This window comes from Arthrobacter antibioticus (assembly GCF_030063205.1).
Lineage (GTDB): Bacteria > Actinomycetota > Actinomycetes > Actinomycetales > Micrococcaceae > Specibacter.
This window is the reverse complement of the sequence record NZ_JASISQ010000003.1, coordinates 481309-506775: the sequence shown is the minus strand read 5'-3', so window position 1 is coordinate 506775 and position 25467 is coordinate 481309. Positions and strand designations below refer to the sequence as shown.

Here is a 25467-nt window from a genome sequence, read left to right as displayed (position 1 = left end):
TTCTAGGTCATTGCTGGCATCCACGGTGTCGGCTATACGAACAACACAAATAGTTTCGTATCGTGGAACTGTTATTTCAGCATATGAATAGTGAACCGCATCACAGCCGAGATGTCAATCACAACAATCCCTGTTCGGTGGCTTAAGTTTTCGATCAATTGGGCTCTAGGTACTGATGGCCTAAGGGAGTAGCGAGCTGACGGGGTGCCCGAGGTACAAGGCACGCTACAAGTCACTTTGCGTGTTACGGGAAGATCAATAATTTCGTCAAAGCAACCAGGCCCACCAAAACAATCGTTGCGCGTAAGGCCATGGGCGGGAGTTTGCGCCCAAATCTGGCTCCCATCATGCCGCCCAGCAGGGAGCCTGCGGCAATGAGGGCGGTGATCTGCCAATTGATGAGTTGCCAAGCAACAACCATGAAGATGATCGCCGCAATCCCGTTGACTGCCGTTGTGAGCACGTTCTTAACGGCATTGATCTGTTGAAGGGCCACAGTGGTGAGAATGCCCATGAGCCCAACAATGAGGATCCCCTGGGCCGCACCGAAATAGCCGCCGTACATGCCCAGAACAAAGACACCCACAATCAGCACAATAGGTTTTCTGCCAGGTTGGTCGTTGGTGGCGACTCTTTGGCGTTGAGCAACACGACGCTGTAAAGACGGGCCAAAGGCAACCATCAGAATTCCGGCGATGATCAACGTGGGGACAACAGTATTAAAGGCTGAAGGCGGCAGTATGAACAACAATAAAGCCCCCGCAAGCCCACCCACGGCTGAGGCTGGCAGCAGCAGAGTTATCAGTTCTTTGTTGGGGGCTAGTTCTTTGCGGTAACCCCAGACTCCCGAGAGTCCGCCGGCGACAAGACCAATATTGTTTGAAATATTGGCCACGATGGGCGGGTATCCGAAAAGCAGCAAGACAGGGAACGTCACAAGCGTCCCGGAGCCCACTACAATGTTGATCATGCCAGCCCAGAAGCCCGCCAGGAATATTGCTGACATCTCAAACATGGGAGCCTCTCGGTGAATACATTGCCCGGCAGGGGTAACCTTTGCGAGGGTATCGACAGTTTGCTGCTATTTACCCTAGTGCAACAGCTAAGGGGTGTGCCCCGGCCAGAAGGCCGGGGCACACCCCTTGAGTTTGGCAAAGTTTCCGCAAGATCAATCCTGCACGGTGCGATCCTGCGTATCTACGCCCGATTGCCGCATATTAATTTTTAGCCGACTTTGCGGCGTCTTTTTCGCTTTCGGCGTTTCCGTGGATCAGCGATCCGGTGTCATTTTCCAGATGGGCACGCATGAACCATTGGAAAAGTTCCAACTTGGCACTTTGCCCAATGAGCATGTCTTCGGTGATGGGGTCTAGCTCTCCCACGGCCGCGATAGCTTCACGGTGGCTAGAAACGACGCCGTCGTAGACAATATCCAAGGCAGCCAGGTGCTCAGTTGTTGTAGCCCTGCCAATCGCGTAGTCATCCCAACCGCGGTCTTGGACTAGGGCCCCGGGCAGACCGTTGGGGGAGACTCCCAATGTTGCGATGCGTTCTGCTGTTTCATCGACCATGGCCCGAACGAGCTCAATTTGAGGGTCAAGCATTTCATGGACACCGATGAAGTCGCGTCCAACGACGTTCCAATGGGCATGCTTAAGAGTGAGCTGGAGATCATTCAAGGAATGAAGGCGAGCCTGCAGGATTGTGGCAACTGCGTGCCCGTCCTTAAGTGTTAAGCCTGGAACCGTGTATTTCCCGGTTGAAGTCTTCTTGGAAACCATTAGAACTCCTCTCGAAATCGGCTGATCTTTGCCAGCCGCTATATTTCTACCGTAGTGCGATTGTAAACAACTTTCCAGTTGTGTTTGGTGTCTGCCTCCGGTTTTGTTGATGGTGAACCCGAGGTGGGTTTCCACCGATTAGCTGCGTAAATCAGTCATCCGCAACAGTGATGGTGACATCAATGTTGCCTCGGGTTGCATTGGAGTAAGGGCAGACCTGGTGCGCTGCGTCCGCTAATGCTTGTGCTGTGTCCCGATCGAGTCCGGGAATGATGACTTCCAGCATCACTGCAAGTTCAAATCCACCGTTCCCGTTGGAACCCAAGTGAACGCGCCCTCCCACCGAGGAGTCGGCAATGCTTACTTTTTGGGCGCGGGCAACAATCTGTAGGGCCGAGTGGAAGCATGCCGCATAGCCTGCGGCGAACAGCTGCTCAGGGTTTGCGCCATTCCCGGAGCCTCCCATAGACGTGGGAATAGCCAGGTCTAAGTCAATGCCGCCATCTGAAGAGCGGACATGTCCGTCGCGACCAGCTCCGGTGGCGATGGCTTCGGCTGTGTAGAGAGGATTCATGATGAGCCTTTCGGGGACGTGTTGGTGGAAGAACCATTGGTTACTGGCGTGCTCGATGAACGCACCGGGGCGCTGAGTGCGCGCATACCTTCGGTGATGCGGTGCAGCTCTTGGACAAGCGCCTGAGCCTGCTCTGGTGATTGAAAGCCGTAGGCGCCACTCAAGTTGTTCAGCGCCACTATGACATCTTTTAGTACCGCAGCCCCGGTTGCTGTGAGCTTGACGGTAACGACTCGCTCATCGGCTGAGGTGCGGTCACGGGAGAGAAGGCCACGTTGGTTCAATCGGCGTAACAGGGGGGATAACGTGCCGGAATCCAGGCTCATTCTGGCGCCCAGTTTACTGACGGTAAGCCCCTCCGGTGCACGGCGGGTTTCCAGTAATGCAATGTACTGCGTGTATGTCAGCTCCCACGGCTCCAATGCAAGCCTGTGGGCCTTGGCCACGGCGTTTGATGCCGAGTAAATGGCAAAGCAGACCATTGAATCTAGGTGGTAATCATTGTCTGGCATGTATTGATTGTACGCAGTTTAATTGTGCACAATCAAACTCAATTGTTTACTCACTACTGCCGGAGGCGCCGGAGAGACCTGAGAGGCAGGACTACACGAGCGAGTCCTGCCACGCTCCATGCAGGTCGGCAAAACGCCCGCCGCTTGAGATTAACTGCGCTGGCGAGCCATCTTCAACGATGCGGCCCTCATGCACCACAAGAACCCGCTCGGCAATGGCCACCGTGGAAAGCCTGTGGGCAATGATGAGCGCGGTTCGGCTTCCCGTTGTGCCATCGGAGGAGCTTAGGAGCTTGTGCAATCCGTCTTGAACAAGCCGTTCTGAGGGGATATCCAGAGAGGATGTGGCCTCATCCAAAATCAGAACGGCTGGATCTGCCAAAAACGCCCGTGCAAAGGAAATCAATTGACGCTGCCCGGCAGAGACGCGGCCGCCACGTTTGTTGACATCCGTGTCGTAACCATCCGGAAGCGCCCGAATGAACTCGTCGGCCCCGACATCGCGCGCCGCTGCCTCAATCTGTGCGCGGCTTGCGGCAGGGTTGCCCAAGGCGATGTTCTCCGCGACAGTGCCGCTGAACAGAAATGCTTCCTGCGTCACCATGACAACAGCCCGGCGCAAGTCAGCGCTAGAAAGATCCCGCAACTCCACGCCGTCGAGCATTAACGAACCAGCGCTGACATCGTAGAAACGGGACATGAGCTTGGCCAACGTGGATTTACCAGCACCCGTGGCACCCACTACTGCCACCGTTTGGCCCGCGGGAATATGTAAATCAAGGCTCGGCAGCACCAGAGGCCCGCTGCCATAGCGGAACTCTACTGCGCTAAATTGGATGTCGCCCGTGGCGGTAGGCAGCGGGACTGGATGGCGCGGGGGACGTACGCTGGGGACCTCCTCGAGCAACCCCGAGACTTTCTCCAGCGCGGCCTGGGCAGACTGAAATGAATTATAAAACATGGCCATCTGGCTCACAGGTTGGAAGAAACGTTTAGTGGCCAACAGCAACGCAAGCAGTGCGCCCACTTCCAAGGCGCCTCCCAGCACGCGGAAACCGCCGACTAATAAAACAACCGCAACAGCCACATTGCCAATGAGGACAAGCCCGGGCTGGAAGATCCCGTTGAGATTGATGGAGCGCACAGTTACGCGCCGGTAATCCTCGGCAAGCTCCTCGTAGCGGGTGGCATTCTCCTCTTCACGACGGAAAGCCTTAACCGCTCGAATGCCCGTCATGGTCTCGATGAAATGCACAATGAGCCGCGCGGAGACCACCCGAGAGGAGCGGTAGGCCGCCTGCGAACGCTTTTGATACCAGCGTGAGAACCAGAACATGGGTAGGGCTGACGCCATCACCAGCAGCCCCGTGATCCAATCCAGGGAAAAGATGGAAACGACTGTCAGGACCATGAAAACCAGCCCTGAAGCAAGCGATGAAATCCCCGAATCAAGTAGCTCGCGCAGGGCCTCTAAATCCGAGGTCTGGCGTGAAATGATGCGTCCTGAGGTGTAGGACTCATGAAACTCCATGCTCAAGCGCTGGGTATGTCTAAAAACTTGAATGCGCAGATCCAGCAGCATCGCCTGGCTGAGCCGTGCCGTGGCAGTGAGATACGCCGCAGTAAGCCAAGAAGCAATCAGCGCCGCAAGGATATACCCTCCACCGGTGACGATCAGCGGCAGGACATAGGCATCCGGCTTAGTGTTCAGTGCTGGCAGTGCCGTATCAATTCCGTAGGCAATCAGCAGGGGACCGGCCACCTTAGCGGCCTGTGAGAGCACCACGAGGGCCACGGTGACGGCGAAACGTAGCCGGACCGGGCGCAACAGGGTCCGTAAAAGTCGCACGGATCGGCGCCGCACAGCGCGGCTCGCCTCACTGCTGAGATTTACACTGTCCTCACCAGTGGTCCCCTGTTGTCCTATCTGTTGAGGGGCAATAAAGGACGCCGACTCCGAACTACGCTTTTTTCCGTCCCTCATGTTGTGGGTCCCTTCTGTGTACCCGAGTTTACGGGGCTGGGTGAACTTCCCGTGAGGCACTGTGCGCCGAGATCATCGGGGAGCTCCTCATCCACACCACTATCCAGATCACGAGGCTCCTCGGTGAGGCTGGCCAGAACATATCTATAGTGACTATTCTTGGCGAGCAGCTCGGTGTGAGTGCCCACAGCTGCAATGCGTCCATCTTGAAGAAGTGCTACCCGATCGGCCGTGGCCACCGTGGATGGGCGGTGAGCAACAATCAAAGTGGTGGTCCCCTTGAGTTCCGAACGTAGCCGGGTGCTGACTCGCTGCTCCGTGTTGACATCCAACGCTGAAAGGGGGTCATCAAGGACCAGCACGGCCGGGCGGGCAGCGATGGCCCGAGCCAGAGCGATGCGCTGACGTTGACCGCCGGACAAACTCAACCCTTCCTCGCCAATCAGGGTGTCAACCCCGTCGGAGAGGTTATAGACGAAGTCAGCTTGTGCCACCTCCAAAGCGCGTTTAAGTTCTTCCTCGGGTGAGCGCCCGGGGTAGTCACCCGCTCCTAATAAAACATTCCCACGGACCGAATGGGAAAACAGCGTGGTGTCCTCGAAAGCCACAGAGACATGCCGGCGCAACTGTGCCAACGGCAGGTGGCGGACGTCAGTGCCGTCCAATAAAACCGCTCCGGCGCTGACATCAAAAAGGCGTGGTACTAGATTCAGCAAGGCACTTTTGCCGCTCCCGGTCACACCTACCAGCGCCATGGTTTCCCCGGCGTGCAGTCTTAGGTTGACGCCGTTGAGTAAGTCAGGTGCTCCCTCCGGTGTGTCCGGAAACCTGAAATGGACGTCGCGGAACTCCAGCTCTCCGCGTACATCCTCCAGAAGTAGCGGATTGAGCGGATCGGTGGTGGTGTTCACTGCATCCATGACCTCAAAGTGCCGGTCCAAGGCTGTTTTGGCGGCAAAGGTCATGGCTAGCAACGGTCCCATGGACTCCACGGGGCCAGCCACGACGGCAGCTGTGGCAAAAAACGCAACCAAAGCCCCGACGTCGAGCTTGCCAGTGGAAACCAACAGGATCCCCACTACCAGCGCCGCACCGAGGGCGAGCTCGGGTATGAGCGTGACCACCAGGGAGAAAACAGCAAGAGACTTGGCCTTGTGAATCTCGGTTGCCTGGAGCTCTTGCGCCTGTCCGGCAAACGAATCCAGGGCCTCCTGGCCACGGCCGAACGCTTTGAGTACGCGGATGCCGTGGACCGATTCCTCCACTGTGGTGGCAAGATCCCCAGCCTGGTCCTGACTCCTGCGACTGACCCGTCCGTAAAAGCGCCGGAAACGGAATCCAAAAATGACGATGGGTACGGTTGCCGCCAAGAAAATCAGGCCCAGTTCCCAGCTCATGGAGAACATCAATCCCACACCGATAGCCACCGTCAGTGCCGTCACTACCAGCATGATGGCACCAAAAGCCATCCACCGACGCATAAAGTTCAGATCGCTCATGGCCCGGCTGAGTAGTTGCCCGGAGCCCCAACGGTCATGGAATTCAATGGCAAGCTGCTGCAAATGCCGGTAGAAAGAGGTGCGCATCTGTGTTTCCACGGTGGTGACCGGAACCATGACGAATTGGCGCCGGAGGGCAATTAATCCGGCCTCGAGTAGACCCAGGACCAGCACAATCCCGGCTCCAGCCCACAACGCCTGGACGCCGTGTCCGGGCAGCAGCGCCGTGTTTACAAGTGATCGGTACACCTGCGGGATCGCCAAAGCCACGGCGCTGGCTGCTAATGCAGACAGGAATCCCCATATCAGGGGCCACATCATCGGCCGCAGTTGAGGTGCCAGCCGGACCAGCGACTGCCAAAGTGTGCTTTGCTTCTTGGATGCCATAGGTTTAATTGACTGCCCTCATGCCGGAAATACTGATGGTTTTTCCACCTTACGCCAATGACGATGTGGCTATTTGAAAGCCTCCCACAGGCCACCGACATTCTGCAGAACCCTGCGAACGAGCCTCTATGAGGGCAGCCTGAGCTATCCAAACTCTCGTTTGGTTCTAGCGTCAGCGCACTACAGCCCCTTTTTTCCTGCAGGTCCAGGCAGTGGAAGCACCAGGAATGTGCGCAGTTGTATTCCGCCGCCGTGCATCCTCAATGCCGCATATACGCGCTGCCTGCCAGAATTGCGTGCTTGATCCGGGAGCGCACGGCCGCTGAGCACGCGCGCACGGCAGCTGAGCATGAGCTGACGGCCGCGAGTATGATCACTTCAAACCCGTTGGATCAGCGCACCTGACCTTGCAACGCCAGCTACTAAGGATCAATTCATGACTGAGCCCGCATTGATGACCAGCGCCGTACTGCGCACCGCCCACACGGCACGGCCGTATGCGCGCAGTGAGCCACTGACGCTGGAACGAGTGCCCGTGCCTGAGCCGAGAGCCGGGGAGGTGCTGGTCAAAATCGAATTTTCCAGCCTGTGCCACTCTGATCTCTCCGTTATCAATGGTTCGCGTATTCGCCCCCTTCCCATGGCTCTGGGACATGAGGCAAGCGGAATCGTCGTGGCTGTCGGAGACGCCGTGGAGGGCGTTGGAGTTGGTGCGCATGTTGTGCTGGTGTTTGTGCCAAGTTGCGGGCAATGCCGTGCCTGTGCCAGTGGGCGTCCGGCGCTCTGCCATCGGGGTGCCGCGGCAAATGGTAGTGGTGACCTCCTGCATGGGGAAGCTGTTCTGCGTTCGCAGTCGGGCGAGCAGATCAACCACCATTTGGGTGTCTCGGCTTTCTCGCAGTATGCCGTGGTTGCTCGTGAATCCTTGGTGGTGATTGACAAAGATGTCCCACTGGATATTGCCGCCATGTTTGGCTGCGCGGCCCTGACAGGGATTGGCGCTGTTATCCACTCCGCACGTCTTAGTGCAGGCCAGTCAGTCATTGTGTTTGGTTTGGGTGCTGTGGGTCTCGCGGCCGTCATGGCCGCCGCGCAGATCCCTGGCAGCACAGTCATCGCCATCGACCCACTGGCTCAGAAGCAGGAGTTGGCATTGCAATGTGGTGCACATTTCGCCGGCGCACCGGAGCAGGCGCCCGCGCTGGTGGCTGCACACGCGGGCGACGGCGTTGACGTGGCCGTGGAGGCTGTGGGCAGCGCATCGGTGATGGAAGCGTGCCTTGGTTTGCTCACTCGAGGGGGCGCCCTGGTCGCGGTGGGGTTGCCACACCCGGACCAGATGCTTGAAGTGCCTGCTCTGCTATTCGCCGGAACGGGCAAGCGGCTCATTGGTTCCTACATGGGGGACGCTGACCCGGCTCGGGACATCCCTGCCTATATTCAGCTGTGGCGGGACGGGCGACTGCCCATTGAACTACTTCACACAGATACCAAGGATCTGAGCGAGATCAACGAGAGTCTTGACGCGCTCGCTGACGGTCAAGTGGTACGGCGCCTATTTACTTTTTCGGCGAAATGAGGAGAGAAGATGACTAAGAAATTTTTGATTGTGCATGAATCCGAGATCGAGGGCACCCCGGCGCAGGTGTTCCAAGCTGTTACAACCGGGACCTCGGGCTGGATGTGGCCCATGGAGATTGAGCCCAAACTCGGCGGTGAGGGCCCCTTTGGCAGCACCATCACAGCGTGGGATCCTGCGCATCGCTTCGCCAATCGGTTGGAAGGTGAGGGTGGGTTTTTCAACGAACTTGGCTATGACATACGCGAACTTGCCAACGGCACAACGTGGCTAAAATACACGCACAAGGGCGTGTTCTTTGCGGACTGGGACAACCAGTACAACGCCGCCACGCAGCACACCGCCTTCTACCTGCACACACTGGGCCAATATGTGCAGTATTTCTCCGGCAGGCAGGCCGCCTTTGCGCAACTGGAAGGCCCCGAGGCTTCTGGTGCCCCTGACGCTTTTGAGACTGTGAAAAAGGCGTTGGGGATAGCCGACGGCGGTGCCGGAGGACACCTTAGCCTCACCATTGCCGGGCTGGGGAAAGTGGAGGCCACAGTGGATTATCTGGATCCAAACTTTATTGGCTTACGCACCAGTGACACCATGATTCGTTTCTTTGGTCGTAATGCCTTTGGTGCCCTTGTCGGGATAAGTGTGCACCTCTTTGCCGATGATGACGATTCCAATGGTGGAGATGCAGAAGCCGCGGGTGCAGCGTGGGACGAGTGGCTCAAGAGACAGTTCCCCCAGTAGCCGTCAGTGGGCGTTGGGTGTGCATTTATGCGCACCAACTCTGCGGTATTGGTCATTGATGTTCCTTTGCAGATGCTGCGATACTCAGGCAGACGAGCAAAAGTGGCGTGGATCACAACCCGTATCCCCGTGGACTGGCTCATTTGTCAATGTCGGCAAGCGCACTCCGGTGCGAAGGAGTAAAAATGAGTTCACAGGCTGGATCGACCCCCACAACCAAAGAGTCGGGACTGCGGAAAGTAGTTGCCGCCTCCATGGCTGGCACGGTGGTGGAATGGTATGAGTTCTTCTTGTACGCCACGGCCGTTACGTTGGTGTTTGGCAAAATGTTCTTCCCCAACTCCGGCTCGGAGCTCGACGCGATCATGGCAGGGTTTCTGACCTACGCCGTTGGTTTCGTTGCCCGGCCCATCGGCGGGATCGTCTTTGGCCACTTCGGCGACAAATTTGGCCGCAAGAAACTTCTTCAGCTGAGCATTATCTTGGTAGGTGTTTCCACGTTCTTGATGGGCTGCCTGCCCAGCTTTGCCCAAGTGGGGTATTTGGCGCCAACACTTCTGGTGGCCTTACGCTTTATCCAGGGCTTCGCCGTCGGCGGGGAGTGGGGCGGGGCGGTACTGCTGGTGGCAGAACATAGCCCAAATAAGTCCCGCGGCTTCTGGGCCTCGTGGCCGCAATCGGCTGTGCCGCTGGGTAACCTCCTTGCTACCGGAGTACTGCTGACCCTGGCTTCCGTGCTTAGTGAAGCGGCGTTCCTGGGGTGGGGTTGGCGCGTGGCCTTCTGGCTGTCAGCTGTGATCGTCCTGATTGGCTACTACATCCGCACCAAGGTCAGTGACGCCCCGATTTTCTTGGAAGCCCAGGAGCACATCGAGGACAACCCCGAGGCCGGTTACGGTGTGTTGGAAGTACTCCGCCGCTACCCTCGTGGGGTTTTCACGGCCATGGGACTGCGCTTTGCCGAGAACATTTTGTACTACCTAGTAGTCACGTTCTCCATCACCTACCTCAAGATCATCGTTGACATCGATACCTCCCGCATCCTGTTGCTTCTTCTGGTGGCACACGGGATCCACTTCATTGTGGTTCCGCTGGTTGGTAAGCTCTCCGATGCAATAGGACGCCGCCCCACCTACATGCTTGGTGCGCTCACGGGCGCCACGTGGGGCTTCTTTGCCTTCCCCATGATGGATACCAAGGACAACTTCATGATCCTGGCTGCCGTCACGATCGGCCTGCTCTTCCATGCGCTCATGTATGCCGGGCAGCCCGCCATCATGGCCGAAATGTTCCCCACCCGTATGCGGTACTCGGGTGTCTCACTGGGCTATCAGGTGACCTCCATCGTGGCAGGATCCATGGCCCCGTTCATTGCCACTGGTCTGGTGGAACACTACAATTCATCGGTTCCGGTAGCCCTGTACTTACTCGGGGCCTGCATGGTGACGGCGCTTGCAGTGTTCTTCCTGAAGGAAACAAAGGGTGTCTCCCTGCATGACATTGATCAGGCCGACGCGGCAGGAACACTGGCGCTAGCGCGCACCGCAGCAGCCAAAGCAGCCAACACCTCCAGCTGAGTCCGTTATTAAGAAACGCAGGGCCAGCACTACCGGGGCGCTAGGAAGATTGGCGTTGACCCGGCGGTAGTAACTGGCCCTGCATGCGGTGCGTCTCCTGCAAAAAAGCCGTCACCACGGCTTGGACGGCGGGGGAGCGCAGGGATTCGGTGCGCGCAGCTGCCCAAAACTGCACCACCTGTTCCACGTCGTCGGGCAAAACACGAATGAAGCCCTCCTGCCCATGGACCATGAATGCCGGTAGCATTCCGATTCCGCCATTGGCCCGGACCGCTTCGATCTGGGCAAACACGCTGGTGGACTGAAATTGTGCGGGATCTGTTGTCAGCGAACCTCGTTGCAGAGCCAGCTCGGCAACCTGCAGGGTTGATTCCACGTAGGAGATGAAGCGGTGCTTTGCGAGTTCGGCCACGGTTTCCGGTAGGCCATATTCGCTCACATAGTCAGTGCCGGCGTACAGGCGCAGCGCGTAATCGGACAGGAGCATGGTTTCGGATTTACCAGCTTCTACGCTCCCGGCCACTACCTCGATGTCCACGCCGGAGCGGTTTTGGCTGAGTCTGCGGGTGGCACTGAGCAGTTCCACCCGCAAGGAGGGATGATTCTTTTGCAGACGCGCCAGCGCAGGCGCGGCAATCAGTGCCCCGAAACCATCAGAGGTACTCACCCGCACCACTCCGGAGATAACGTCAACGCCCTCACGTAGGCCCGCCGTGAGGGAATGCAGGCTCTTTTCAATTCCCTCGGCAGCAGCCACCGCTGCCCGGCCCAACTCCGTCAGTTCCCAACCTTGCGGGGTTCTCTCCAAGGTGCGGCCACCCATTTGTTTATCCAGCGCCAAAATTCTTCGCGAGACTGTGGTGTGGGTGGTCTCCAGCGCATCTGCAACCGCAGTGAAGCGGCCAAGTCTGGCTACTGTCAAAAGGATGAGAAGATCGTCGGGACTGGGAAAACGTTTGAAATCCACCAAGTACCTACTCCTTATATACGCGGCTTCCGCACCGAAGGCGGTCTGTGCAAGTATGCACATGGGCTCTGCTTATTTCGGCCTTGTTTGCACTCTAACAGGGTGTGATGCTGGTCATATCGTCCCTTCATTGGGACCCTGAGACATAATGGGAAACGTAAGCAAGGGAGCTTTCATCATGGCGGTAGTGGCATGGATTGGTTTGGGCAACATGGGCGGACCCATGACGGCCAACATGGTTACGGCAGGGCATACTGTCCGCGGCTTTGATTTAAGCGCGGCAGCTCTTGATGCGGCAGTTGCTGCCGGAGTCAGCCCGGCCACATCAATAGCTGATGCGGTTCGCGGCGCAGACGTTGTCTTTAGCATGCTGCCCAAAGGAGACCATGTCCGCAGCGTGTATTTTGGCGACCACGGCATCTTGGCCAACGCTGCGCAGACGAGTCTGCTCATTGATTCCTCAACGATTGATGTAGAAACTGCCAAGGACGTGCACGACGCCGCTGCTGCCGCCGGCTTCCGCTTTGTAGACGCCCCCGTCTCAGGCGGCATGAGCGGAGCGGTCGCCGGAACCCTTACGTTCATGATTGGCGGTGAAAGCGGTGCCGTGACTGACGCCTCCGCGTATATAGAACCAATGGCGGCAAACATCATTCCCACGGGCGGTGCCACCACGGGACAAGCCGCCAAAATCTGCAATAACCTCATGTTGTTCATCAACTTGGCCTCCACCGCCGAAGGTGCGGTCCTGGCGGAACGCCTGGGCTTGGACAAGCAGGTATTTTGGGACATCGCCTCGGTCTCATCGGGGGATAGTTGGGCATTGCGCACGTGGTACCCGCGGCCAGGGGTTGTTCCCACCTCGCCTGCCAATAACGACTTTGCTCCCTCGTTCACCGCCGAGCTGGCCAACAAGGACATCGGTTTGGCTATTGCGGCCGCACACAGTACGGGTACTCCACTGGAAATCGGAGAACACGTACAGCAACTCTTCCAACGCCTCATCGATGAGGGTGAAGGCGGCAAAGACTGCAGCAGGATTGTCTCCCTGGTGGATGGCACCCTGAGCACATCTGCCACAACAAACGGATAAGGAAATTCTAATGACGCAAGTTCAAGGCGCTCCAGCCGTGCGCGACTGGCCCATGTGGATCAACGGTGAGGAAGTGGCCTCGGCCAGTGCGCAGTGGCGCAATGTTGAGAACCCAGCGCGCCGTGAGGCCGTCATTGCCCGGGTCCCTGCCAGCAATGAGGCTGACGTGGACCGTGCGGTGGCCGCTGCCCGCGCGTCGTTCCCTGCTTGGCGTGCGCAGCATTTCAGCGGTCGGGCCAAAGCTCTGCTGGCTATCGCCGACGAGCTTGAAGCACGTACCGAAGAGTTTGCGGAGCTGACAGCTCTTGACACAGGAAATGCCCTGCGCACCCAGGCCCGGCCCGAAGCCACCACCATGGTTTCGATGTTCCGCTACTTTGCCGGGGTAGCCGGTGAGGTCAAGGGCACCACCTTGCCGGCAGGAGAGAATCAGCTGCAATACACCCGTTTGGAGCCATTGGGTGTGGTGGCCGCGATCTTGCCCTGGAACTCTCCGCTAATGATCGCCGCGTTTAAAATTCCGGCAGCATTGGCTGCAGGCAACACTGTCATCATGAAGGCGGCCGACGACGCCCCGCTCACCATTTTGCTGCTTGCACAAGTATGCAATCGGCACCTTCCCGCCGGCGTCGTCAATGCACTGACCGGGCGTGGTTCAGTTATTGGTGAGGCCCTGGCTCACCATCCCGGCGTTGACAAGGTTTCCTTCACCGGCTCCACCGAAGTGGGCCGTGGGGTGGCTGCAACGGCGGCCGGCCGGCTGGCGCACATGTCATTGGAATTGGGCGGCAAAAACCCTTCTATCGTTTTTCCTGACGCGGTCGACGACGAGCTCATCGACGGTCTGCTCCTGGCCTCACGCTTCACTCGGCAGGGCCAAAGCTGCACCGCCGGCTCGCGATTGTTCCTCCACGAAGATATTTACGATGAGGTACTTGCCCGGCTCACAACAAAGCTCGGCGCGCTCAAAGTGGGTGACCCTATGGATGAGGCCAGCGATATGGGGGCCATCATCAATGCCAAGCAGCACGCCTCCATCACCGGCTACCTTGACGAGGGCCGGGGAACTCCGGGAATGAAGGCGGTACTTGGCGGCAACGCACCCACTGAAGGGGCCTTAATGGAAGGTTACTACCACCTGCCCACAGTCTTCAGCGGTGCGCAGAATGATTTCCGGGTGGCCCAAGAAGAAATCTTCGGCCCCGTTCTGGTGGCTATCCCGTGGAAGAACACTGCCGATGTTATTGCCATGGCCAATGACACCAACTACGGGCTGGCGGCCTACGTCTGGAGCCACAACCTTGACGACGCTTTGAACACAGCCCACCAAGTTCAGGCGGGTTGGGTGCAGGTCAACCAGGGTGGCGGTCAAGTGATGGGGCAGTCCTACGGTGGCTACAAACAAAGTGGCATGGGGCGGGAAGTCTCACTTGAGGGCATGCTCGCCGGGTTCACCCAAACCAAGCAGATCAACGTCCGGCTGCGCGGGGTATCCAATGGGTAACCCATCGGAGCTTCCACTTAACGGCATCCGCATCCTTGATCTAAGCCGCGCACTTGCCGGGCCTTACGCCACGGCCCTGCTCTCAGACCTTGGTGCAACGATCATCAAAACCGAGAGTATCCGTGGTGGGGACTCCAGCCGGTCCTGGCCGCCCTTCGAGGATGATCACAGCCTGTACTTTGACTCGGCCAACCGAGGCAAAGAATCCATCGCCATCGATTTCTACTCTCCAGCGGGCCGGGACTTGTTGTGGCAGCTGGCCATGAGTGCCGACGTCGTGGTGGAGAACTTCCGCCCCGGCGTGCTGAGCACAATGGGCCTTGACCCGCAAGAGCTTCGCGCTGCGAAACCCGAGCTGATCATTGCCTCAGTTAGCGGTTTTGGTGCCACCGGGCCACTGGCCCAGGCTCCGGGTCTGGACCAGGTGGCGCAGGGAATGAGTGGGTTGATGTCCGTGACGGGCGCCGATGCTCAGAACATGTTCCGGGTGGGCGTACCCATCATTGACATGGTTTCAGGTATCAACACAGCCTTGGGTATCGCCGCGGCGCTCGCAGGCCGAGCCCGTACCGGGGCGGGGATGGAAGTGGCCACCTCACTCTTGGAAACAGGGCTTGCGCTTGGCGCCTTTCAGGGCCAGAAATACCTCAGCACCGGAGAGGTGCCGGTGCCGCTGGGCAATACGCACCCGGCACTGACGCCGTACGGCGTGTTTGCTACAGCTGATATACCCATCATTATTGCTGTTGGGAATGAAAAGCAATGGCAGCAATTGTGTACTTTGCTTGGTGCACCCGAACTGGTTCAGCGTCCGGAATACGGTACAGGGAAGCTGCGTCACGCCAATGTTTGTGCCCTTGAGGGGGAATTGGAGGCGCTACTGGCTGTCCGCACCGCCGGTGAATGGCTGCCGATACTACGCGCAGCAGCCATTCCCGCCGGGCCCATTTACAACTATGAACAGGCGTTCGCTGACGAGCAGGTCAAAGCGCTTAACATGGTGCAGATCATCCACCGTGCAGACGGCACGCCGTTGCCGCTTGTGCGCGGACCGATTTCGCTGAACCGTTTGGCGCCCCGGATCCGCAAAGCGCCGCCAACGTTGGGCGAAGACACAATTGCCGTTTTAGCAGATCTTGACCTGACGCCGGAGCAAATTGCCGGACTGGTTGACGCCGGAATTGTGCTGGCTCCGCCTGCCACTTTGGGCCAAGAGCAGCCAGCATGAGTGCCGAGCCTGCTCTGACGGGCCAGTTGCGGATTGAGCGCTCCGGAACCGTAGCCACTGTGATTATGGACAATCCGGAGATGCGTAACGCCATTACACAAGGCATGTGGCAACAATTTACCAACGTGCTGGCAGAACTGGATGCAGATGATGGTGTGAAAGTTGTGGTGCTCAGAGGCGCCGGAAAGCACTTTTCCGCAGGTGCGGATATAGCTTCTGTGCAAAAGATCCTGCACGACCCCGCCACCGGTCACAGCGACGGCGGCGACATCACAGTGGCTGAGGACGCTCTGGCCAAATTTCGCAAACCAACAATAGCTGCGATCGATGGCTACTGTGTTGGCGGAGGGTGGCAAATCGCAGGAGCCTGTGACATCCGGCTGGCCTCCGAGCGTGCCATATACGGTGTCACGCCGGCCAAGATTGGCATTGTTTATCCATTGTCCGGGATCAAACGTCTGGTGCAGTTAGCTGGTCCGGCCACGGCCAAGTACCTATTGCTCACGGGTGACTTTGTCAACGCCGCGCAGGCACTGGAGCTGGGACTGGCCACCAAAGTCATTGCCACCGATGCCTTCTGGCCGGAAGTGCACTCATTCGCGCTCCGCTTGGCCGGGCGCTCGCAGTTCTCTGCGCAGGGCCACAAAGCACTTGTCAATGCCATCGGCGCAGCCGCTAGTGAGGCGCAGATAGCTGAACTAAGCAACTATTGGCAAGGACAGATGGCTATTAGTGGGGATGCGGCCATTGGCGTTGCGGCGTTTTTGGCGAAGGAAACACCGCATTTCACCTGGTTGCGGCCTCAGGACAGCTGACTAACCCGTTCGCCAAGCGCGACGGCGTGCCATGCTGGCGAGGGCCCCTGAAGTTTCAGACGCCCTCGCCAGCATGGCACGCCGTCGTCGTTGAGAGCAGCGGTGGCCATGTGATTGCAAACTTTGCACTTGTGCAATTTGTGCGTGAGTGCATAAACTGTGATTATGCATAAACCTCCTGTTAGCTTGCGCGAACGCAACCGCCTCGAGACATGGGCGCTGATTCATGATGAGGCGTCAAAGCTTGCCTGTGAGCAAGGCCTGGCAAATACAACCGTGGAAGCCATCGCTGACGCGGCAGGAGTTTCCAAGCGCACGTTCTTCAATTATTTCCCTGCCAAGGAAGACGCCATCCTTGGTATTCAGGGGCCCACCCTCTCAGAGGAGACCATTGCCTGTTTCCGCGCCGGCGGGGCCGGGGATCTTTTTGGCCGGACTGTCCACCTCATGGTCACAGTCATCCGCTCCATGTTTCCCGAGGCCTCCCGCACAGATCGGCGCAGGATCCTGAAGGAGCGGCATCCGGAACTGGCGAGAAATCTTGTCTCACACTTGCGGGCCTGTGAGGAATTGGTGGAAGCCGTGCTGCTTGAGCGCTATCCCAGTGGTCCCCAGGAAGAATCTTGGTCAGGACTACCTCCCGGCAGGGACTCTGCACTGGCACTTTTGATGCTGGCAGGAACCGTCATGCGGTTCGCCTTTGCCAAGGATCCGAGTGCCACCACCAACGAATCAAGTCCGGCCGTGCAAGAGGCCATTGAAATCTTTAGAGACACTATTAAGGCAGCCCTATGAGTTCCACCAAAATAAAAGCCGCGGTCCCAGGTGCCCCTGCAGCCCACGTGCACCCTGATCACAGCGAAAAACGCAACATCATCCTCCTGTTCGCCGGTCTGATGGTGACCATGCTGCTGGCATCGCTGAACCAAACGGTGCTCTCCAGTGCTCTTCCCACGATCGTCGGTGAGCTCTCCGGCGTCGAACACATGGCGTGGGTCATTACGGCCTTCATCCTTGCCTCCACCATCATGATGCCGGTCTACGGCAAGCTCGGGGACCTGCTGGGCCGCAAGCCCATGCTCTTGTTCGCGATTTCAATATTCCTTGTTGGCTCCGTCATTGGTGCCTTGGCGAATGATATGAACGTGCTCATCATTGCTCGCGTGGTCCAGGGCCTTGGCGGTGGCGGTTTGATGATCCTCTCGCAAGCTACCATCGCCGACGTGGTGCCGGCCCGCGAACGCGGCAAGTACATGGGCATCATGGGCGGCGTCTTCGCATTCTCCTCCGTTGCCGGTCCGCTCATCGGTGGCGGCTTGACCGAGGGCCCGGGATGGCGCTGGGCGTTCTGGATGAACGTGCCGCTGGCGCTTCTGGCCATTGCGGCCACCATCTTCTTGCTGCATGTTCCCCGGAAGGTCCATGCCACGCGTCCGAAGATCGACTACGTGGGCATGATGCTCATTGCCCTGGCCACCACGGCCCTGGTCCTGGTCGGTACGTGGGGCGGGTCGCAATATGACTGGAATTCTCCGCAAATCATCGGTCTTGCCATCGCAGCCGTAGTGACCGGAACCCTCTTTGTCATTGTGGAAAACCGCGTATCTGAGCCGGTTATGCCCATGCTGTTGTTCAAGAACCGCAACTTTGTTCTGACCACCATCGCGGGGCTGCTGACGGGCATCGCCATGTTCGGCGCCATCGGCTACATGCCCACCTACCTGCAGATGGCCACGGGCTTCTCAGCCGCTGAAGCTGGCCTGCTGATGATTCCCATGATGTCCTGCATGCTAATTGTCTCGGTTGTGGTGGGCCGCCGCGTCTCCACCACGGGCCGCTACAAGGTTGCTCCCATTGTGGGCAGCGCGATCCTCGCCTTGGCACTACTGCTGCTCTCCACGATCTCCACCGACACCCCGATCTACTTCATCTGCATCTACTTGGGTGTCATGGGTATAGGCCTGGGCGCCAGCATGCAAATCCTCACGCTTGTGGCACAAAACTCCTTCCCGCTGAAGTTTGTTGGAACGGCCACGGCGGGGCAGAACTACTTCCGCCAAGTCGGCGCCACGCTGGGCTCGGCCGTTGTTGGCGCCATGTTCGCCACGCGCTTGTACGATCTCATCGCGGAAAAGATCCCCGGTGGCACTGGAGGCGGTGGCGCCAGCTCCTTCACCCCGCACCTGGTGAACAGCATGCCCGAACCCGTCAAGTCCCTCATCATCGAGTCATACAATGAAGCCTTGATTCCGCTGTTTCTGTTCATGGTCCCGCTGGCTGTCCTTGCCGCGATAGTGCTGTGCTTCGTGAAGGAAATTGCGCTGGAAACGAAAGTCGACAGGGAGAATATTGTGGATATTTCTACACGGGAACTGTCGTAGACGTCCAACGTGTGGCCGTAAGTCGCTAATACGTAGGTTGTGCAGAGCGTGTGCTGGGGCATTGATGGCCGGTAGAGTATACGAAGCGAATACATGCCAACGTAATTGAGGGTCTCTTGCCAGAATTTACTGCCCGCTTTGCCACAGCCGCCGAGATTGAACAATGGGACACACTCGTCACTGCCAATCCCAACGGCGGTAACCTGCTCCAGTCTGAAGCTTTTGCGGCCGTTAAAAAGAACTACGGCTGGGACACGCAATTCTTGGCTTTTGAAGGACCGCATTACACAAGCTACAACTTGGTCCTGGAAAAGTCTTTTCCGGTGCTGGGTAAGCTGTGGTATCTCATCAAGGGCCCCGATGTTGCTGATGTTTTTGAGGTCCCAGCCGTGCTCGAGGCTTTGCGAGTCTTCGTCAAACGCGCCAAACTTCACGTTTTTGCGGTAAAGATAGAACCGGACATCGTTGCTTCCGAAGAAGCCCATTCAGTTCTTCGGGGGGCGGGCCTGGTTAAGGTTCCAGACCTGCAGCCCAACGACAGCACAGCTTTGCTTGATATTTCCCCGGAATCCAGTGAATTACTGCGCAAGTTGCATTCTCGCGGCCGCAACGCAGTGCGTCGAGCTATCCGCGAAAACGTCGAAGTTGTTCGCATGGATCCGACAGAATCAACTATGCGCACAATGTACTCCTTGATGGTAGGCACCATCGCTGCCAAAGCCACCACACAGGCCCGCGACTTTGAGTACTACCGGCAGTTCTGGACAGAGTTCACCCAACGCGAACAGGGACATTTCTATTTTGTCTTTGAAGACGGCGTCGCCTCCGTGGGTGCGTTTGTCATTAACTACGGTGCCAAAGCCACCTACAAGGATGGTGGCTCGCTGCAGAAGCGCAGCCAGTATGGAGATTCCCACCTAGTGCAGTGGGCCGCCATCAATGACATGAAGGAACTTGGCGCTCTCGAGTACGACTTCTGTGGCACGCCGCCAGCGGACCGGCTCAAGGATCCCACTCACCCACACCACGGCCTAGGTTTGTTTAAAACGAGCTTCTCTAAAACAGTCACCGATTTTGTAGGTTGCTATGACTTAGTGCTCAGCCCCGTGCGGTATAAATTATGGTCTAGGGCCGGTGAACGCGTGTTCAGGCAGCTTTACACTCGCCGCACCGGAAAGCAGTTTTACTAATTATTTTTTGTGGTGCAGGCGTCATTGGATCAGGACGCCAGCACCGGTAACGAGGGCTCAGGGAGCATGAATGACAAGCACACCCAGTAGCCGGGACCAAGACGTTGCAGGCAACTCCAACCGTGATGGCGCCTCCAAGGATGCGGCCCAGGACGATAACGGTCAAGGCGATAATGGTCAGGGCCGCAAAGTCCAGCGCAGTAAGGTCCCAAGCACCAAGGTGCCGAACGCCAGCGTGCCAAGCATCAAAGTACCAGAGCGCAGTACCAAAGACCGCAGTACCAAAGGCCGCAGTGCCAAAGGCGGGAGTGTGCAAGACGGAACCGTGCACGCCGGAAGTGGGCACGGCCGTTCGGTAAAGAAAGTCAAAGCGGCCAAGGGTGAGAACACTACGGCACCTGTAGCCGGGCTGATTCCTGTGGTGGCTCCTGCCCGTCCCAACAAGGCTGCACGGACCGTGCTGCGTAAACTCGTGCAGGGTGAGGCTCCCCCTACGGCGCCCATGTCAATCGTTGACAGGCTCGCCGGTACTCCTTATGCAAACTTCACGATCCAAGTTGGCAAGGCCGAAGAGTCTGCCCGAAAGACGATTGATTTAGCGCTTCGTTTGGCTGAGACCATGTTCCGGTACGGTGCCGGAGCACTTGAAGTTGAGACAAGCATTATTGCTGTCACAGCAGCCCTGGGGCTGCGCACCATTGAGGTTGATATAACCAACCAGTCGGTAGTTTTGAATTATGCGCCTAGGGATGCTGTTCCCATCACTCTTTTGCGGGTGGTGCGTTCTTGGACCAATAACTACGCAGGCTTGGTGGAGATCCATGAGCTCGTGACAGATATTGCTAGTGGTGGTGTTTCCAGAGATGAAGCGCACAGGCGCCTGGATGTCATAGTCAAAAGGCCCAAGCCGTTTCCACGGTGGATGGTTTCAATGGCGGAGGCTGTATTTGCGGCCGCCGTTGTAGGTGTCATTGGTGGGACTGCTTTCGGCATGCTGGTTGCCTTCGTGACCATATTCATGGCCGGACAGGTGGCAAGAGTCCTTGGAAAGTGGCGGGTACCTGACTTCTTCATCACCGCCAGCAGCTCATTTATTGTCACAGTTGTGGCGGTGTTATGTTTCATGGCGCAAGTGCCGTTGAGCCCCTCAATTGTGGTTGCCGGCGGAATTTTGCTGATGCTTCCCTCGGGGCGTCTAGTCTCTGCTGTCCAAGATGCTATCAATGGGTTCCCCGTTACAGCTGCGGGACGTTTCCTCTCGGCTTTTCTGACTTTTGGTGCCATTGTGGCAGGCATCGCCGTTGCCCTTGTTTCAAGTGCAATGTTTGGGGCCGACAGGTTAAATGTTGCTGAGACTCTCACGCCGTCTCTGCCGTTGTATGGGGCGCTTGCGCTCGTGGCCGTGGCTACCGTGGCCATCTGTATTGCTGAGCAAACTGCGGTTCGATTGCTGCTGCCCACCATGGGGGTGGCGCTGGCCGGTTACGTTGTTTTTCACTTCGGCCTGCAAATCGGACTGGGTGACCGCTTTGCCCCGGCCGTTGCCGCTGTTGTTATTGGCATGCTTGCCCGTGTTGTTGCCCTGCGCTTGGATGCTCCGCAACTAGTCGTGGCCGTGCCATCCATAATATTCCTGCTGGTAGGTTTGTCCATCTTCCGGGCCATGTTTGTTATGACGCTGACACCAGAAGATTCAGCGATCGGGGCCGTCGGCATTTTCAACGCTTTGGTGATCATCCTTGCCGTTGCTGCGGGAGTGGTGCTTGGGGATAATGCTGCCAGGCCATTCACACGCAGCAACGGGCTTAAGGACAAGCGCAGCAACCGCAGGCGTTAATCAACTTCGGGCGCTACGCCCGCAGTGGGTGACTTCAGAGGATCTTGCCGATGGGCTCACGCTTTTCGGCTTGAAAGTTGTCCTCGTTGCGGCCATAAGCCCAGTATCCCGACAGGGATACTTGTGAACGCTCAAGTCCACGCTGCTTGAACAGTAGATCGCGCAACGCCTTCATACACTCGCGTTCACCGTGGACGAAGGCATCTACGGTACCGGCTGGCCATGCTCCGTTGGTAACAGCATCTAGAAGCAGCGTGCATTTATCTGGCGCGGTGCCGTTGCGGAAAACCCAGGTCAGTTCTACGCCGTCGGGCTTGGCCATGGGCTGGATGTCTGCCGCCGTGTCTGCTTCGATATATGCGTGGCCGCGGGCATCGTTCGGGAGTGATTCAAGTGCGCAGGCTATCGCCGGGAGGGCAGATTCGTCCCCCACAAAGAGGTGCCAATCGGCATCGGGATTGGGTTTATAGGCGCCGCCTGGGCCAACGAATATGATGCGCTCACCCGGTGCTGCAGCCGCGGCCCACGGCCCTGCAAGTCCGGACTCACCGTGTACTACGAAGTCGATGGCGATCTCCTTGGCGGCCATGTTGATCCAGCGGACGGTATAAGTGCGGGTGACTGACCAGTGTTCACGCGGCATCACCTCTCGCAGTGCGAACACGTCCACGGGCTCGGCGTACTCCACATCAGGGCGCAGGAAATGTATCTTTACATACATGTCGGTGGCGTCCTTGGCCTCAAATTTCGCCAGCTCCGGGCCTCCGGCAATGATGCGCACCATGTGCGGGCTGAGCTGTTCTTTGCGAAGAACTTCAAGGGTGATTTGAGCGCGTGGCCGGGTGGTGCGGGCCGGGGTTTCAGCGGCGGCAGTGTCTGGGGATGTCACAGTGGGCTCCTTGGGCTGGGCAGAGCCCGGCGTGGTGAGCGCGTCAATAGCGCGAAGTTAGGTGATCCTAACCAGTCTAGGCCACGGGGATCATCCAGTCGATCGGTGAAGCGCCTTGAGCTACAAGCAGATTGTTTACACGGCTAAAAGGTTTAGAGCCAAAGAAGCCTCGCGAGGCTGAAAGCGGACTCGGGTGAGCCGACTCGATCACAGCAGTGCCCTCCAATAGCGGGGCTAGACGTTGCGCATCCTTGCCCCAGAGAACACTCACCAGAGGCTTTTTTCTGGCGACAAGGGTTGTGATGACTGCCTCCGTGACTTCCTCCCACCCGCGTCTGCGGTGCGAACCGGCTGCGCCGGGGGCTACCGTCAGGACCCTGTTCAGCAAGAGAACGCCTTGGTTGGCCCACGCGCTGAGATCGCCATGAGCGGCTGCGGGGAAGCCCAAGTCAGAACTCAGCTCCTTATAAATGTTCTTCAAGCTGCGGGGTAGCGGACGTGTAGATTTATCAACTGCGAATGCTAAACCCACAGAGTGTCCCGGTGTTGGGTAAGGATCTTGGCCAACGACCAAAACTTTGACGTCCACCATGGGTGTGCTCAACGCACGCAGCACCTGGGTGGGCGGTGGCAGGAAGCGAGTTCCGGCGTCGTACTCCTTGGTCAACATGGCCCCTAAGCTGCGCAAGGTGGCATCCAGCGGAGCCAGCGCCGCAGCCCAATCGGAAGCCATTTGGCCCAAGGGATCGTTCCGCAATGCGGCCAAAGCATGCAGTTGCTGCGAGTCCCACGGGTCTTGTGCCGGTAGGTCAAAGAGTCCGGGTGTGCTTTCCATGGTTTCCATTGTGCTTCATGCAAGGAGGTGTACGTCCATTCCCGCACACCCGGAGCATGCACAGAGACTTTCCACAGGAGCTCAAATGACATAGTTGTGATTCGCCCTTATTATGGACAGAGCGGGTCATGAATCATGGCCCTATGCGCAATTTTCAAGGGAGGCTATTGTGGCCGATGCTATCCGGCACGAGCAAGACTCGGTGGGCCCTGCCGCAGCACCGGTAATTCAAGGCGGCATCACCGAACGTGACTCTCAGATGCTTGACCTTGAACGGCAGTGGTGGAAGTACGCTGGTGCCAAGGAACAAGCCATCCGCGACATGTTCGACCTTTCAGCAACTCACTACTACCAAGTGCTGAACGCGTTGATCGACACGGAAGCTGCATTGACTTATGACCCCATGCTGGTCAAACGGTTGCGTAGACTACGTGTGTCACGTCAACAGGCCCGGTCCGCGCGCCGGCTGGGCAACTGACGCCACCTCACCCAACGCACCCACAAGGACAGCACTGCACAATGAGTAAATACCCGCGGGATGAATTCGACGCCGTAGAGGAAAGCTCGGCACGCCACGGCGTTCACCGGGCTTCGATGGATCCGCAAGGGCGCTCCCTAATGCCGCTGATGATCTTTGGTGTTGTGGCTCTGTGTATTGGGCTGTTGGCATTTATCATCATGCCTAAGATGCTCAACACTACGAGCGCGCCGGTTGTTGCGAAAACCACCTCCGTTCCGGCCGAAAGCGCGGCAGCAGAGGCCACCACCGAGGCTCCTGCTACTACCGCTGTGGAAACGCCGGCTCCGGAACCTGAAACGACTACTGAGGCTGCGCCGGATTCCGTTGTTGATAAGAGCGCTCCCGTAGCAATATTCAACGCAACGGGCACCCCCGGGCTGGCTGCCCGATATTCGGGGCTTGTTACGGCCGACGGTTGGGCAGTCGCCCAGTCGGCCAACTGGGCAGGGCAGCGTCAAAACACATCGGTTATTTTCTACAACGGCATTGAGCAGAAAGCCAACGCGGATGAGCTAGGCGCGGTGCTAAAGATTACGGTGCTGGTTGATACCGCTGAGCTCGGAATTCCGCTGGCCGTGGTTCTTGGGCCAGGCGCCTAAACGCTCTTCAACGCGAGAAGCCACTTATGGTGTCCAAAACCGGGTTTTGAACACCATAAGTGGCTTCTCGCGTGCGTGGTGCAGGTGTGAATGCGGAAACTAGTCCTTCAGCGGAACACCATTGACATCCACCTTAAACGGGTCGGCCCCTACGAGGATCATGATGCCTTCGATGAATCCCCAGATGCCACCGAGTCCAAAAGTGAGAACCGTGACGATTATCTGGATGACGCCCATTTTGATGTCTCCCAAGTAGAAGCGATGGATGCCCCAAGCGCCAAGCAGGATACCCAAAATACCTGCAACAACCTTTGACTTCTGCTCGGTACCCGGAGCTGCGTTGTAGGCAGGCTGTTGGTAAGGCTGCTGCATATTTTGCTGCGGGTAGCCCTGCTGCGCCCCGGGCTGCTGGTAGGTGGGCTGTTCGTAAGCTGGCGCTTCGGGAGCTACCGGTGCAGCAGGTGCTTGATAACTAGGGGTTTCATAGCCCGTCTTGGCGGGCGCGTCGTAGCCTGCGGGGATGTCATTGGGAGTGCCCGGTTGTTCGGGGGTGTGCTCTGGCTTAATGTTCTCAGTCAAGGTGTCTCCTGGTGCTTGAGCTGTGGCACGCGTCGCTGCCGGGGCAGTGGGTGTCACTTGCGTATGCGTGCATCGGAATACTTACAGACCTCACAATATCCGCTTGGGGGTCCAGCCGGAAGTGCAGGACACTGAAGTTCTAAGAAAGTGACCTAGACATGGGTCTATACGGTCGCTTCTGCCAGTGTCGCGTGCCCACGGAGTGGAGATGCTGCCCATGATTATGACCTCTTAGCTGCTTGAGACGCGTTCGCCTCAAGCTCATACCGGCCTCTGCGCTTGCACTCTGCTGTATCGAGTGCTAATTATTGACTTAGCACTCTGAGGTGGCGACTGCTAATTATTAGCTGTCCAACCGCCGTCGGAGGATTAAACTTTCCTCATTGGGCGAGGGTT

Annotated in this window: 23 protein-coding genes; 13 read left to right on the top strand and 10 right to left on the bottom strand. The window is 57.8% G+C overall.

Annotation, left to right across the window (positions count from 1 at the left end):
• Nucleotides 1-244 precede the first annotated feature (244 nt).
• From QMG40_RS09820 to QMG40_RS09795, 6 genes are all read right to left on the bottom strand, one after another.
• Nucleotides 245-1015: a sulfite exporter TauE/SafE family protein gene (locus tag QMG40_RS09820; RefSeq protein WP_283530850.1), complete on the bottom strand. Its 771-nt coding sequence runs from the start codon at nucleotides 1013-1015 to the stop codon at nucleotides 245-247.
• Between the two features lie 202 nt (nucleotides 1016-1217).
• Nucleotides 1218-1781, bottom strand: coding sequence for a Dps family protein (locus QMG40_RS09815; RefSeq protein WP_283530849.1), 564 nt, complete (start codon nucleotides 1779-1781; stop codon nucleotides 1218-1220).
• A 151-nt stretch (nucleotides 1782-1932) separates the two neighbouring features.
• Nucleotides 1933-2355, bottom strand: a complete 423-nt coding sequence (locus tag QMG40_RS09810) for an organic hydroperoxide resistance protein (RefSeq protein ID WP_283530848.1) — start codon at nucleotides 2353-2355, stop codon at nucleotides 1933-1935.
• Nucleotides 2352-2867, bottom strand: coding sequence for a MarR family winged helix-turn-helix transcriptional regulator (locus QMG40_RS09805; RefSeq protein ID WP_283530847.1), 516 nt, complete (start codon nucleotides 2865-2867; stop codon nucleotides 2352-2354). The genes QMG40_RS09810 and QMG40_RS09805 overlap by 4 nt, the downstream gene beginning before the upstream one ends.
• A gap of 91 nt (nucleotides 2868-2958) precedes the next feature.
• Nucleotides 2959-4851 (bottom strand): ABC transporter ATP-binding protein, encoded by a 1893-nt coding sequence (locus QMG40_RS09800; protein WP_283530846.1) that lies wholly within the window; start codon nucleotides 4849-4851, stop codon nucleotides 2959-2961.
• Nucleotides 4848-6737 (bottom strand): ABC transporter ATP-binding protein, encoded by a 1890-nt coding sequence (locus QMG40_RS09795; protein ID WP_283530845.1) that lies wholly within the window; start codon nucleotides 6735-6737, stop codon nucleotides 4848-4850. Before QMG40_RS09795 ends, QMG40_RS09800 begins: the two co-directional genes overlap by 4 nt.
• A 454-nt stretch (nucleotides 6738-7191) precedes the next feature.
• On the opposite strand from QMG40_RS09795, the gene QMG40_RS09790 reads away from it, so the two are divergent.
• The 3 genes from QMG40_RS09790 (at nucleotide 7192) to QMG40_RS09780 (ending at nucleotide 10634) form a co-directional block, all read left to right on the top strand.
• Nucleotides 7192-8316 (top strand): alcohol dehydrogenase catalytic domain-containing protein, encoded by a 1125-nt coding sequence (locus QMG40_RS09790; RefSeq protein ID WP_283530878.1) that lies wholly within the window; start codon nucleotides 7192-7194, stop codon nucleotides 8314-8316.
• A 9-nt stretch (nucleotides 8317-8325) separates the two neighbouring features.
• Nucleotides 8326-9057, top strand: a complete 732-nt coding sequence (locus QMG40_RS09785) for an SRPBCC family protein (RefSeq protein WP_283530844.1) — start codon at nucleotides 8326-8328, stop codon at nucleotides 9055-9057.
• Nucleotides 9058-9242: 185 nt separating this feature from the next.
• Nucleotides 9243-10634, top strand: a complete 1392-nt coding sequence (locus tag QMG40_RS09780) for an MFS transporter (protein WP_283530843.1) — start codon at nucleotides 9243-9245, stop codon at nucleotides 10632-10634.
• A 40-nt stretch (nucleotides 10635-10674) separates the two neighbouring features.
• Here the strand turns inward: QMG40_RS09780 and QMG40_RS09775 are convergent, their stop codons facing one another.
• Nucleotides 10675-11664, bottom strand: coding sequence for a LysR family transcriptional regulator (locus tag QMG40_RS09775; protein WP_283530842.1), 990 nt, complete (start codon nucleotides 11662-11664; stop codon nucleotides 10675-10677).
• A 115-nt stretch (nucleotides 11665-11779) separates the two neighbouring features.
• Between QMG40_RS09775 and mmsB the strand changes: the two genes are divergently transcribed.
• The 8 genes from mmsB (at nucleotide 11780) to QMG40_RS09735 (ending at nucleotide 21649) form a co-directional block, all read left to right on the top strand.
• Nucleotides 11780-12694: a 3-hydroxyisobutyrate dehydrogenase gene (gene mmsB, locus QMG40_RS09770; protein WP_283530841.1), complete on the top strand. Its 915-nt coding sequence runs from the start codon at nucleotides 11780-11782 to the stop codon at nucleotides 12692-12694.
• A gap of 10 nt (nucleotides 12695-12704) precedes the next feature.
• Nucleotides 12705-14198 carry an aldehyde dehydrogenase family protein gene (locus QMG40_RS09765; protein ID WP_283530840.1) on the top strand — a complete coding sequence of 498 codons (1494 nt, stop codon included), beginning with the start codon at nucleotides 12705-12707 and terminating at the stop codon, nucleotides 14196-14198.
• On the top strand, nucleotides 14191-15426 hold the full coding sequence (locus QMG40_RS09760) for a CaiB/BaiF CoA transferase family protein (protein WP_283530839.1): 1236 nt from the start codon (nucleotides 14191-14193) through the stop codon (nucleotides 15424-15426). The genes QMG40_RS09765 and QMG40_RS09760 overlap by 8 nt, the downstream gene beginning before the upstream one ends.
• A complete protein-coding gene (locus QMG40_RS09755) occupies nucleotides 15423-16241 on the top strand; it encodes an enoyl-CoA hydratase/isomerase family protein (RefSeq protein WP_283530838.1) in 819 nt (272 codons plus the stop codon). The genes QMG40_RS09760 and QMG40_RS09755 overlap by 4 nt, the downstream gene beginning before the upstream one ends.
• A 165-nt stretch (nucleotides 16242-16406) precedes the next feature.
• On the top strand, nucleotides 16407-17036 hold the full coding sequence (locus tag QMG40_RS09750) for a TetR/AcrR family transcriptional regulator (protein ID WP_283530837.1): 630 nt from the start codon (nucleotides 16407-16409) through the stop codon (nucleotides 17034-17036).
• On the top strand, nucleotides 17033-18622 hold the full coding sequence (locus QMG40_RS09745; protein WP_283530836.1) for an MDR family MFS transporter: 1590 nt from the start codon (nucleotides 17033-17035) through the stop codon (nucleotides 18620-18622). The genes QMG40_RS09750 and QMG40_RS09745 overlap by 4 nt, the downstream gene beginning before the upstream one ends.
• 116 nt (nucleotides 18623-18738) lie before the next feature.
• Nucleotides 18739-19812, top strand: a complete 1074-nt coding sequence (locus tag QMG40_RS09740) for a lipid II:glycine glycyltransferase FemX (RefSeq protein ID WP_283530835.1) — start codon at nucleotides 18739-18741, stop codon at nucleotides 19810-19812.
• A gap of 70 nt (nucleotides 19813-19882) precedes the next feature.
• Nucleotides 19883-21649 (top strand): threonine/serine exporter family protein, encoded by a 1767-nt coding sequence (locus QMG40_RS09735; protein WP_283530834.1) that lies wholly within the window; start codon nucleotides 19883-19885, stop codon nucleotides 21647-21649.
• 34 nt (nucleotides 21650-21683) lie between these two features.
• Here QMG40_RS09735 and QMG40_RS09730 read toward each other — a convergent pair whose 3' ends face one another.
• Entirely contained in the window at nucleotides 21684-22538 is an 855-nt protein-coding gene (locus QMG40_RS09730) for a siderophore-interacting protein (RefSeq protein ID WP_283530833.1), read from the bottom strand.
• Nucleotides 22539-22614: 76 nt separating this feature from the next.
• Nucleotides 22615-23373: a uracil-DNA glycosylase gene (locus QMG40_RS09725; RefSeq protein WP_459252983.1), complete on the bottom strand. Its 759-nt coding sequence runs from the start codon at nucleotides 23371-23373 to the stop codon at nucleotides 22615-22617.
• Between the two features lie 169 nt (nucleotides 23374-23542).
• Here QMG40_RS09725 and QMG40_RS09720 point away from each other — a divergent pair, with 169 nt between their 5' ends.
• Both QMG40_RS09720 and QMG40_RS09715 read left to right on the top strand, forming a co-directional pair.
• A complete protein-coding gene (locus tag QMG40_RS09720) occupies nucleotides 23543-23851 on the top strand; it encodes a DUF3263 domain-containing protein (protein ID WP_283530832.1) in 309 nt (102 codons plus the stop codon).
• A 41-nt stretch (nucleotides 23852-23892) separates the two neighbouring features.
• Nucleotides 23893-24492 (top strand): LytR C-terminal domain-containing protein, encoded by a 600-nt coding sequence (locus QMG40_RS09715; RefSeq protein ID WP_283530831.1) that lies wholly within the window; start codon nucleotides 23893-23895, stop codon nucleotides 24490-24492.
• Nucleotides 24493-24591: 99 nt separating this feature from the next.
• Here the strand turns inward: QMG40_RS09715 and QMG40_RS09710 are convergent, their stop codons facing one another.
• On the bottom strand, nucleotides 24592-25071 hold the full coding sequence (locus QMG40_RS09710) for a TM2 domain-containing protein (RefSeq protein ID WP_283530830.1): 480 nt from the start codon (nucleotides 25069-25071) through the stop codon (nucleotides 24592-24594).
• Nucleotides 25072-25467 lie beyond the last annotated feature (396 nt).